This window comes from Escherichia sp. E10V10 (genome assembly GCF_004211985.1).
In the GTDB taxonomy this organism is placed as follows: Bacteria; Pseudomonadota; Gammaproteobacteria; order Enterobacterales; family Enterobacteriaceae; genus Escherichia.
Window position 1 is genome coordinate 156740 of record NZ_RHJO01000004.1, and the last position, 12025, is coordinate 168764.

Sequence of the window (12025 nt, forward strand, 5' to 3'; positions counted from 1 at the left end):
GAACAGGTGCAAAATAAGCGTATTTTGATTACACTCCTGTTAATCCATACAGCAACAGTACTGGGGTAACCTGGTGCTGTTGTCCGTTTTAGCATCGGGCAGGAAAAGCCTGTAACCTGGAGAGCCTTTCTTGAGCCAGGAATACACTGAAGACAAAGAAGTCACATTGACAAAGTTAAGCAGCGGGCGCCGACTTCTGGAGGCGTTGCTGATTCTTATTGTCCTGTTTGCCGTCTGGTTGATGGCAGCCTTATTAAGCTTTAACCCTTCGGACCCCAGCTGGTCGCAAACGGCCTGGCATGAGCCTATCCATAATTTAGGCGGGACGCCTGGCGCGTGGCTGGCAGATACGCTGTTCTTCATTTTTGGCGTGATGGCTTACACCATCCCGGTCATTATTGTTGGCGGCTGTTGGTTTGCCTGGCGTCATCAGTCCAGCGATGAGTACGTTGACTATTTCGCCGTTTCACTACGAATTATTGGCGTGCTGGCGCTTATCCTTACGTCCTGTGGCCTTGCGGCAATCAACGCGGACGACATCTGGTATTTTGCCTCCGGTGGTGTAATCGGTAGTTTATTAAGCACTACGCTGCAGCCGCTGTTGCACAGCAGTGGTGGGACCATTGCGCTGCTCTGTGTTTGGGCGGCTGGCCTGACGCTGTTTACCGGCTGGTCCTGGGTGACCATTGCCGAAAAACTGGGGGGCTGGATTTTAAACATCCTCACTTTCGCCAGTAACCGCACTCGTCGCGATGATACCTGGGTTGATGAAGAAGAGTATGAAGACGACGAAGAGTATGAAGACGAGAAAAACGGCAAACAGCATGAATCGCGCCGTGCTCGTATTCTTCGTGGCGCGTTAGCGCGTCGTAAACGTCTGGCGGAAAAATTCATCAATCCGATGGGGCGGCAAACAGACGCTGCATTGTTCTCCGGTAAGCGGATGGATGATGAAGACGACATTACCTACACTGCGCGCGGCGTAGCCGCTGATCCTGATGATGTCCTCTTTTCGGGCAACCGTGCAACGCAGCCAGAATATGACGAATACGATCCATTATTAAACGGTGCACCAATTACCGAACCTGTTGCTGCGGCAGCAGCTGCTACCACGGCGACGCAAAGCTGGGCAGCTCCGGTTGAACCTGTTACTCAGACGCCGCCTGTTGCGTCGGTTGATGTTCCACCTGCGCAACCTGCTGTTGCCTGGCAGCCTGCGCCAGGGCCGCAAACGGGCGAGCCGGTCATTGCCCCTGCGCCGGAAGGTTATCCGCAACAACCTGTGCAGTCACAGCAGCCATATTATGCGCCAGCTGCGGAACAACCTGTTCAACAACCATATTACGCACCAGTGCCTGAACAGCCAGTTCAGCAGCCATATTATGCGTCTGCTGCGGAACAACCTGTTCAACAACCCTATTACGCACCAGTGCCTGAACAGCCAGTTCAGCAGCCATATTATGCGTCTGCTGCGGAACAACCTGTTCAACAACCCTATTACGCACCAGTGCCTGAACAGCCGGTTCAGCAACCATATTATGCACCTGCTGCGGAACAACCTGTTCAACAACCATATTATGCACCAGTGCCTGAACAACCAGTGGCTGATAACGGGTGGCAAGCCGAGGGGACACAATCCACTTTTGCGGCGCAGTCTACATACCAGCCTGAGCAAACCTACCAGCAGCCAGCCGTTCAGGAGACGTTGCGTCAACAGCCGCAACCGGTTGAACAGCCGCCTGTTGTGGAGCCTGAACCGGTTGCTGAAGAAACAAAACCTGCGCGTCCGCCGCTTTACTATTTTGAAGAAGTTGAAGAGAAGCGTGCGCGCGAACGTGAACAGCTCGCCGCCTGGTATCAACCTATTCCTGAACCAGTTAAAGAACCTGAGCATGTTAGACCTGTTCAGTCAGCTAGATCTGTTCAGTCATCGCCGACTGCTGCTGCAGTCCCTCCGGTAGAAGCCGTGGCTGCTGTTTCGCCGCTGGCATCGGGCGTGAAGAAAGCGACTCTGGCGACGGGGGCCGCCGCAACGGTTGCTGCACCTGTTTTTAGCCTGGCAAATAGCGGTGGACCTCGACCACAAGTGAAAGAGGGGATAGGCCCGCAGTTGCCACGACCAAAGCGTATTCGTGTTCCGACTCGTCGTGAACTGGCATCGTATGGCATTAAACTACCTTCACAACGAGCCGCCGAAGAGAAAGCTCGCGAAGCGCAGCGCAATCAATACGATTCTGGCGATCAGTATAACGATGATGAAATCGATGCGATGCAGCAAGATGAGTTGGCACGTCAGTTTGCCCAGGCGCAGCAGCAACGCTATGGTGAACAGTATCAGCATGATGCGCCAGTTAACCCTGAAGATGAAGATGCAGCGGCAGAGGCTGAACTGGCTCGTCAGTTTGCCCAGACTCAGCAGCAACGCTATTCCGGTGAACAACCTGCGGGAGCAAATCCATTCTCGCTGAATGATTTTGAATTTTCACCGATGAAAGCGTTGGTGGATGATGGCCCACACGAGCCACTGTTTACGCCCATTGTTGAACCGCAGCAACCGGTAGCGCCGCAGCAGCAGTATCAGCAGCCACAGCAACCGGTAGCGCCGCAGCAGCAATATCAGCAGCCGCAACAACCGGTGGTGCCGCAGCCGCAGTATCAGCAGCCGCAACAACCGGTGGCGCCGCAGCCGCAGTATCAGCAGCCGCAACAACCGGTGGTGCCGCAGCCGCAATATCAGCAGCCGCAGCAACCGGTAGCGCCACAGCCGCAGGATACCCTGCTTCATCCGTTGTTAATGCGCAACGGTGATAGCCGTCCGTTGCATAAACCAACGACGCCACTACCCTCGCTGGATTTGCTGACACCACCGCCAAGCGAAGTTGAGCCAGTAGATACCTTTGCGCTTGAGCAAATGGCGCGTCTGGTAGAAGCACGGCTGGCCGATTTCCGCATTAAAGCTGATGTGGTCAATTATTCACCAGGGCCTGTAATCACCCGTTTTGAGTTGAACCTGGCGCCGGGCGTAAAAGCAGCACGTATTTCTAACCTGTCACGCGACCTTGCCCGTTCATTGTCGACCGTGGCGGTGCGTGTGGTTGAAGTCATTCCTGGCAAACCTTACGTAGGTCTGGAGTTGCCGAACAAAAAACGACAAACCGTTTATCTGCGCGAAGTGCTGGATAACGCGAAGTTCCGTGATAACCCATCGCCGCTAACGATTGTTTTGGGTAAAGATATCGCAGGCGATCCGGTCGTAGCCGATCTGGCTAAAATGCCTCACTTGCTGGTTGCGGGGACCACTGGTTCCGGTAAGTCGGTGGGAGTAAACGCCATGATCCTGAGCATGCTCTATAAAGCGCAGCCGGAAGATGTTCGTTTCATTATGATCGACCCGAAAATGCTGGAACTTTCGGTTTATGAAGGCATCCCGCATCTGTTAACGGAAGTCGTTACCGACATGAAAGATGCTGCCAACGCTCTGCGCTGGTGCGTAAATGAAATGGAACGCCGTTATAAGCTGATGTCGGCACTGGGAGTGCGTAATCTGGCGGGGTATAACGAAAAAATTGCTGAAGCGGACCGAATGATGCGTCCGATTCCAGACCCGTACTGGAAGCCAGGTGACAGTATGGATGCCCAGCATCCAGTGCTGAAAAAAGAGCCGTACATTGTAGTGCTGGTGGATGAATTTGCCGACCTGATGATGACGGTAGGTAAAAAAGTGGAAGAGTTGATTGCGCGTCTGGCGCAAAAAGCCCGTGCCGCAGGTATTCACCTCGTGCTGGCAACGCAGCGCCCTTCGGTGGATGTTATTACGGGGCTGATTAAAGCGAACATTCCAACCCGTATCGCCTTTACTGTATCCAGCAAGATCGACTCACGTACCATTCTTGATCAGGCTGGCGCGGAATCACTGCTTGGTATGGGGGATATGCTTTACTCCGGGCCGAACTCAACCATGCCGGTACGTGTCCATGGTGCTTTTGTTCGCGATCAGGAAGTTCATGCTGTGGTGCAGGACTGGAAAGCGCGTGGTCGTCCGCAGTATGTAGATGGCATCACCTCCGACAGCGAAAGCGAAGGCGGAGCTGGTGGTTTCGACGGTGCTGAAGAACTGGATCCGCTGTTCGATCAGGCGGTGGCGTTTGTCACTGAAAAACGCAAAGCGTCTATTTCTGGTGTTCAGCGTCAGTTCCGCATCGGTTACAACCGTGCTGCACGCATTGTTGAACAGATGGAAGCGCAAGGGATCGTCAGCGAACAGGGTCACAACGGTAATCGTGAAGTACTGGCTCCGCCACCGTTTGACTAATTAGTGCATCGTAGGCCGGATAAGACGCGATAGTGTCGCATCCGGCACTCTATCAACTGAAAATTCAGTATTTTCTTCTTTCCTCAAGCTGATTATTAGCCTGGAATAGAGAGTAGAGGGAACTCCCGATCGGGAGTGACGTAATTTGAGGAACAATGATGAAAAAAATTGCCATCACCTGTGCATTACTCTCAAGTTTAGTGGCGTCCAGTGTTTGGGCTGATGCCGCAAGCGATCTGAAAAGCCGTCTGGATAAAGTCAGCAGCTTCCACGCCAGCTTCACACAAAAAGTGACTGACGGTAGCGGCGCGGCGGTGCAGGAAGGTCAGGGCGATCTGTGGGTGAAACGTCCAAACTTATTCAACTGGCATATGACTCAACCTGATGAAAGCATTCTGGTTTCTGATGGTAAAACACTGTGGTTCTATAACCCGTTTGTTGAACAGGCTACGGCGACCTGGCTGAAAGATGCCACCGGGAATACGCCATTTATGCTGATCGCACGTAACCAGTCCAGCGACTGGCAGCAGTACAACATCAAACAGAACGGCGATGATTTTGTCCTGACGCCGAAAGCCAGCAATGGCAATCTGAAGCAGTTCACTATTAACGTGGGCCGTGATGGCACCATCCATCAATTCAGCGCGGTGGAACAGGACGATCAACGCAGCAGTTATCAGCTGAAATCCCAGCAAAATGGGGCTGTGGATGCAGCGAAATTTACCTTCACCCCGCCGCAAGGCGTAACGGTAGATGATCAACGTAAGTAGAGGCACCTGAGTGAGCAATCTGTCGCTCGATTTTTCGGATAATACTTTTCAACCTCTGGCCGCACGTATGCGGCCAGAAAATTTAGCACAGTATATTGGCCAGCAACATTTGCTGGCTGCGGGGAAGCCGTTGCCGCGCGCTATCGAAGCCGGACATCTGCATTCCATGATCCTCTGGGGGCCGCCAGGTACCGGTAAAACTACCCTTGCCGAAGTGATCGCCCGCTATGCAAATGCTGATGTGGAACGTATTTCTGCTGTCACTTCTGGCGTGAAAGAAATTCGCGAAGCGATAGAGCGCGCGCGGCAAAACCGCAATGCCGGTCGCCGTACCATTTTGTTTGTCGATGAAGTGCATCGCTTTAATAAAAGCCAACAGGATGCGTTTCTGCCGCACATTGAAGATGGCACCATCACGTTTATTGGCGCAACCACTGAAAACCCGTCGTTTGAGCTTAATTCGGCGCTGCTTTCCCGTGCTCGTGTCTATTTGCTCAAATCCCTGACCACCGAGGATATAGAGCAAGTACTGACTCAGGCGATGGAAGACAAAACCCGCGGCTACGGTGGGCAGGATATTGTTCTGCCAGACGAAACACGCCGCGCGATTGCTGAACTGGTGAATGGCGACGCGCGCCGGGCGTTAAATACGCTGGAAATGATGGCGGATATGGCCGAAGTCGATGACAGCGGCAAACGTGTCCTGAAGCCTGAGTTACTCACCGAAATTGCTGGTGAGCGTAGCGCTCGTTTTGATAACAAAGGTGATCGCTTTTACGATCTGATTTCCGCGCTGCATAAATCGGTACGCGGTAGCGCACCCGATGCAGCGCTTTACTGGTATGCGCGGATTATTACTGCGGGCGGTGATCCGTTATATGTCGCACGTCGCTGCCTGGCGATTGCTTCAGAAGATATCGGTAATGCCGATCCGCGGGCAATGCAGGTGGCGATTGCGGCCTGGGATTGCTTTACCCGCGTAGGTCCGGCAGAAGGTGAACGCGCCATTGCCCAGGCGATTGTTTATCTCGCTTGTGCGCCAAAAAGTAACGCTGTCTACACCGCGTTTAAAGCCGCGTTAGCTGATGCCCGTGAACGTCCGGATTATGACGTGCCGGTACACCTGCGTAATGCACCAACCAAACTGATGAAGGAAATGGGCTACGGGCAGGAATATCGTTACGCCCACGATGAAGCAAACGCTTATGCTGCCGGTGAGGTTTACTTCCCGCCGGAAATAGCACAAACGCGCTATTATTTCCCGACAAACAGAGGCCTTGAAGGCAAGATTGGCGAAAAGCTCGCCTGGCTGGCTGAACAGGATCAAAATAGCCCCATAAAACGCTACCGTTAATGTTATCGTTGCGGTAATGTTGTTACTGTATCCCTGTGGTCGCAGGCTGTGGCCACATCTCCCATTTAATTCGATAAGCACAGGATAAGCATGCTCGATCCCAATCTGCTGCGTAATGAGCCAGACGCAGTCGCTGAAAAACTGGCACGCCGGGGCTTTAAGCTGGATGTAGATAAGCTGGGCGCTCTTGAAGAGCGTCGTAAAGTATTGCAGGTCAAAACGGAAAACCTGCAAGCAGAGCGTAACTCTCGATCGAAATCCATCGGCCAGGCGAAAGCGCGCGGGGAAGATATCGAGCCTTTACGTCTGGAAGTGAACAAACTGGGCGAAGAGCTGGATGCAGCAAAAGCCGAGCTGGATGCTTTACAGGCTGAAATTCGCGATATCGCGCTGACAATCCCTAACCTGCCTGCAGATGAAGTGCCGGTTGGTAAAGATGAAAATGACAACGTTGAAGTCAGCCGCTGGGGTACCCCGCGTGAATTTGACTTCGAAGTTCGTGACCACGTGACGCTGGGTGAAATGCACTCCGGCCTCGACTTTGCGGCAGCGGTTAAGCTGACAGGTTCGCGCTTTGTGGTGATGAAAGGGCAGATCGCTCGCATGCACCGCGCACTGTCGCAGTTTATGCTGGACCTGCACACCGAGCAGCATGGCTATAGCGAAAACTATGTCCCGTACCTGGTTAACCAGGATACGCTGTACGGTACGGGTCAGTTGCCGAAGTTTGCTGGCGATCTGTTCCATACTCGTCCGCTGGAAGAAGAAGCTGATACCAGTAACTACGCGCTGATCCCAACTGCAGAAGTTCCGCTGACCAACCTGGTTCGCGGTGAAATCATCGATGAAGATGATCTGCCGATCAAAATGACCGCTCATACCCCATGCTTCCGTTCTGAAGCCGGTTCTTATGGTCGTGATACCCGTGGTCTGATTCGTATGCACCAGTTCGACAAAGTTGAAATGGTTCAGATCGTGCGTCCGGAAGATTCAATGGCGGCACTTGAAGAGATGACTGGTCATGCGGAGAAAGTCCTGCAACTGCTGGGCCTGCCGTACCGCAAAATCATCCTTTGCACTGGCGACATGGGCTTTGGCGCTTGCAAAACTTACGACCTGGAAGTATGGATCCCGGCGCAGAATACCTACCGCGAGATCTCTTCCTGCTCCAACGTCTGGGATTTCCAGGCGCGTCGTATGCAGGCACGTTGCCGCAGTAAGTCTGACAAGAAAACCCGTCTGGTTCATACCCTGAACGGTTCTGGTCTGGCTGTTGGTCGTACGCTGGTTGCGGTAATGGAAAACTATCAGCAGGCTGATGGTCGTATTGAAGTACCAGAAGTTCTGCGCCCGTATATGAACGGACTGGAATATATCGGCTAATATCCAACTATTCTGAATCTAAAAAGCGCCTACGGGCGCTTTTTTTATCTCCCTTTGATACCAAACAATAATTACAGCTGACTTAAGCGCAATACTACTTTCGAGTGAAAATCTACCTATCCCGTTGATTTTCAAATTATTCGATGTATACAAGCCTATATAGCGCACCGCTATGAAAATAATTACACAAGACGGTTTGTTACTGGAATCAATCGTAAGCAAGCTTGAGTGAGCCATTATGAAAACGAAAATTCCTGATGCGGTATTGGCTGCTGAGGTGAGTCGCCGTGGTTTGGTAAAAACGACAGCGATCGGCGGCCTGGCGATGGCCAGCAGCGCGTTAACATTACCCTTTAGCCGGATTGCGCACGCTGCTAATAGTGTCGCTCCGGCAAATTCAGACGAAAAGGTGATATGGAGCGCCTGTACAGTTAACTGTGGCAGCCGCTGTCCGCTGCGTATGCATGTAGTGGACGGCGAAATCAAATATGTCGAAACGGATAATACCGGGGATGACAATTACGAAGGACTGCACCAGGTGCGCGCGTGCTTGCGTGGGCGTTCTATGCGTCGCCGCGTTTACAATCCCGACCGCCTGAAATATCCGATGAAACGAGTAGGTGCTCGCGGTGAAGGTAAGTTTGAGCGTATTAGTTGGGAAGAAGCCTACGATATCATCGCCACGAATATGCAGCGCCTGATAAAAGAGTACGGTAACGAATCCATCTATCTGAACTATGGTACCGGTACGCTGGGCGGCACCATGACCCGTTCCTGGCCGCCGGGAAATACTCTGGTTGCGCGTTTGATGAACTGCTGCGGCGGTTATCTGAACCATTATGGTGACTACTCCTCGGCGCAAATAGCCGAAGGTTTGAACTATACCTATGGCGGCTGGGCCGATGGCAACAGTCCGTCAGATATCGAAAACAGTAAACTGGTGGTGCTGTTTGGTAACAACCCTGGCGAGACGCGTATGAGCGGCGGCGGGGTGACTTATTACCTGGAGCAGGCGCGGCAAAAATCAAATGCACGTATGATCATTATCGATCCGCGCTATACCGATACGGGCGCCGGACGCGAAGATGAATGGATCCCGATTCGTCCGGGAACAGATGCGGCACTGGTTAACGGTCTGGCGTATGTCATGATCACCGAAAACCTGGTTGATCAGGAATTCCTCGACAAATATTGTGTCGGCTACGACGAAAAAACGTTGCCAGCCAGCGCGCCGAAAAATGGTCACTACAAAGCGTATATTCTGGGTGACGGGCCAGACGGTGTTGCCAAAACACCGGAATGGGCCTCGCAAATTACCGGTATCCCGGCAGATAAAATCATCAAACTTGCTCGTGAAATCGGTAACACCAAACCGGCATTTATCAGCCAGGGGTGGGGGCCGCAGCGCCATGCCAATGGCGAAATCGCCACGCGTGCCATTTCGATGCTGGCAATCCTCACCGGGAATGTCGGTATTAACGGTGGTAACAGCGGTGCGCGAGAAGGTTCATACAGCTTACCGTTTGTGCGGATGCCTACTCTGGAAAACCCGATTCAGACCAGCATTTCCATGTTTATGTGGACCGATGCCATTGAACGTGGCCCGGAAATGACGGCACTGCGTGATGGTGTGCGCGGGAAAGATAAGCTGGATGTTCCGATCAAGATGATCTGGAACTATGCCGGTAACTGCCTGATTAACCAGCATTCGGAAATCAACCGTACCCATGAAATCCTCCAGGATGATAAGAAGTGTGAGCTGATTGTGGTTATCGACTGCCACATGACCTCATCGGCAAAATATGCTGACATCCTGCTGCCGGACTGCACTGCCTCCGAACAGATGGACTTTGCGCTGGATGCATCCTGCGGGAATATGTCTTACGTCATTTTCAACGACCAGGTCATTAAACCGCGATTTGAATGTAAGACTATCTATGAGATGACCAGCGAACTGGCAAAACGTCTTGGCGTCGAGCAACAGTTTACTGAAGGTCGTACCCAGGAAGAGTGGATGCGTCACCTGTATGCCCAGTCGCGCGAAGCGATTCCGGAACTGCCAACCTTTGAAGAGTTCCGCAAACAGGGGATCTTTAAAAAGCGCGATCCGCAAGGGCATCACGTTGCTTACAAAGCCTTCCGTGAAGATCCGCAGGCTAATCCATTGACCACGCCATCGGGCAAAATTGAGATCTATTCACAGGCGCTGGCTGATATTGCCGCCACCTGGGAATTGCCGGAAGGCGATGTGATCGATCCACTACCGATCTATACACCGGGCTTTGAAAGTTATCAGGATCCGCTCAACAAACAGTATCCGCTGCAGCTTACGGGGTTCCATTACAAATCTCGTGTTCACTCGACTTACGGTAACGTAGACGTGCTGAAAGCAGCTTGCCGTCAGGAAATGTGGATCAACCCACTTGATGCGCAAAAACGTGGTATCAGCAACGGCGATAAGGTGCGGATCTTTAACGATCGTGGTGAAGTCCATATTGAGGCGAAAGTGACGCCACGAATGATGCCGGGCGTGGTCGCATTGGGCGAAGGTGCCTGGTATGACCCGGATGCGAAACGTGTCGATAAGGGCGGTTGTATTAACGTACTGACCACTCAACGTCCGTCTCCTCTTGCCAAGGGGAATCCATCACATACGAACCTTGTTCAGGTTGAAAAGGTGTAAGGAGTAACCGATGACAACCCAGTATGGATTTTTTATTGATTCCAGCCGTTGCACCGGTTGCAAAACCTGCGAGCTGGCCTGTAAAGACTACAAAGATCTGACGCCGGAAGTTAGTTTCCGCCGCATTTATGAATATGCTGGTGGAGACTGGCAGGAAGATAACGGCGTCTGGCATCAAAACGTATTTGCCTACTATTTGTCGATTTCATGCAACCACTGCGAAGATCCGGCTTGTACCAAAGTCTGCCCAAGCGGTGCGATGCATAAACGTGAAGATGGTTTTGTCGTTGTCGATGAAGATGTGTGTATTGGCTGTCGTTACTGCCATATGGCCTGCCCGTATGGCGCACCGCAGTACAACGCAACCAAAGGTCATATGACCAAATGTGATGGTTGCTATGACCGCGTCGCAGAAGGTAAAAAACCGATCTGCGTCGAATCTTGCCCGCTACGGGCGCTGGATTTCGGACCTATCGACGAGCTGCGTAAAAAACACGGCGATCTGGCGGCTGTTGCGCCGTTGCCGCGTGCGCACTTCACCAAACCGAATATTGTGATCAAACCTAACGCCAATAGCCGCCCAACCGGGGATACCACTGGCTATCTGGCAAACCCGAAGGAGGTGTGAGATGGGAAGTGGATGGCATGAATGGCCGCTGATGATCTTCACGGTCTTTGGGCAATGTGTGGCGGGCGGTTTTATCGTTCTGGCTTTGGCACTGCTTAAAGGTGACCTGCGAGCAGAAGCCCAGCAGCGTGTTATCGCCTGCATGTTTGGCTTATGGGTTCTGATGGGCATTGGGTTTATCGCCTCTATGCTCCATCTTGGCTCACCAATGCGCGCCTTTAACTCGCTTAACCGGGTAGGGGCTTCAGCACTGAGTAACGAAATCGCCAGCGGTTCGATCTTTTTTGCCGTAGGTGGCATCGGCTGGTTGTTGGCGATGCTGAAAAAATTGTCACCGGCATTACGCACGCTTTGGCTGGTGGTGACGATGGTTCTCGGCGTGGTCTTTGTCTGGATGATGGTGCGTGTCTATAACAGCATCGATACCGTACCGACCTGGTACAGCATCTGGACGCCGATGGGCTTCTTCCTGACCATGTTTATGGGCGGCCCGTTGCTGGGTTACCTGTTGCTGAGTCTTGCTGGCGTTGATGGCTGGGCGATGCGTCTGCTGCCTGCAATTTCCGTGTTGGCACTGGTGGTGAGTGGCGTGATGTCAGTAATGCAGGGCGCAGAACTGGCGACCATTCATAGTTCAGTGCAACAGGCTGCTGCACTGGTGCCTGACTACGGTGCGCTGATGTCCTGGCGGATTGTGCTTTTGGCCGTGGCACTGTGCTTGTGGATTGCACCGCAGGTGAAAGGCTTTCAGCCTGCGGTGCCTCTGCTTTCCGTATCATTCATCCTGCTTCTCGCAGGGGAATTAATCGGCCGCGGGGTATTCTACGGTTTGCATATGACCGTTGGCATGGCTGTTGCCAGTTAAGGTGTAATAACCGGGGTTTCGGCCCCGGTT

Annotated in this window: 7 protein-coding genes; all 7 read left to right on the forward strand. The window is 52.7% G+C overall.

The window, feature by feature from the left end; translation table 11 throughout:
- The first annotated feature begins 130 nt into the window (after positions 1–130).
- The 7 genes from ftsK (at position 131) to dmsC (ending at position 11995) form a co-directional block, all read left to right on the forward strand.
- Positions 131–4312 (forward strand): DNA translocase FtsK, encoded by a 4182-nt coding sequence (ftsK, locus tag D9736_RS09470; protein ID WP_130258214.1) that lies wholly within the window; start codon positions 131–133, stop codon positions 4310–4312.
- 158 nt (positions 4313–4470) lie between these two features.
- Positions 4471–5082, forward strand: coding sequence for an outer membrane lipoprotein chaperone LolA (gene lolA, locus D9736_RS09475; protein ID WP_001295343.1), 612 nt, complete (start codon positions 4471–4473; stop codon positions 5080–5082).
- Between the two features lie 10 nt (positions 5083–5092).
- Complete coding sequence (gene rarA, locus D9736_RS09480; RefSeq protein WP_130205287.1) at positions 5093–6436, forward strand: replication-associated recombination protein RarA; 1344 nt, start codon at positions 5093–5095, stop codon at positions 6434–6436.
- A gap of 90 nt (positions 6437–6526) precedes the next feature.
- A complete protein-coding gene (gene serS, locus D9736_RS09485; RefSeq protein WP_000886683.1) occupies positions 6527–7819 on the forward strand; it encodes a serine--tRNA ligase in 1293 nt (430 codons plus the stop codon).
- A 238-nt stretch (positions 7820–8057) separates the two neighbouring features.
- Positions 8058–10502, forward strand: coding sequence for a dimethylsulfoxide reductase subunit A (gene dmsA, locus D9736_RS09490; RefSeq protein WP_130258215.1), 2445 nt, complete (start codon positions 8058–8060; stop codon positions 10500–10502).
- A 10-nt stretch (positions 10503–10512) separates the two neighbouring features.
- Positions 10513–11130 carry a dimethylsulfoxide reductase iron-sulfur subunit DmsB gene (gene dmsB, locus D9736_RS09495; RefSeq protein WP_000213094.1) on the forward strand — a complete coding sequence of 206 codons (618 nt, stop codon included), beginning with the start codon at positions 10513–10515 and terminating at the stop codon, positions 11128–11130.
- 1 nt (position 11131) lies between these two features.
- Positions 11132–11995, forward strand: coding sequence for a dimethyl sulfoxide reductase anchor subunit DmsC (gene dmsC / locus D9736_RS09500; RefSeq protein WP_130205291.1), 864 nt, complete (start codon positions 11132–11134; stop codon positions 11993–11995).
- The last annotated feature ends 30 nt before the right edge of the window (positions 11996–12025 follow it).

What these genes read in the sequence shown, in the direction of transcription:
- lolA (WP_001295343.1), top strand. Translation starts at nt 4,471, where the DNA reads ATGAAAAAAATTGCCATCACCTGTGCATTACTCTCAAGTTTAGTGGCG.
- serS (WP_000886683.1), top strand. Translation starts at nt 6,527, where the DNA reads ATGCTCGATCCCAATCTGCTGCGTAATGAGCCAGACGCAGTCGCTGAA.
- dmsA (WP_130258215.1), top strand. Translation starts at nt 8,058, where the DNA reads ATGAAAACGAAAATTCCTGATGCGGTATTGGCTGCTGAGGTGAGTCGC.
- dmsB (WP_000213094.1), top strand. Translation starts at nt 10,513, where the DNA reads ATGACAACCCAGTATGGATTTTTTATTGATTCCAGCCGTTGCACCGGT.
- dmsC (WP_130205291.1), top strand. Translation starts at nt 11,132, where the DNA reads ATGGGAAGTGGATGGCATGAATGGCCGCTGATGATCTTCACGGTCTTT.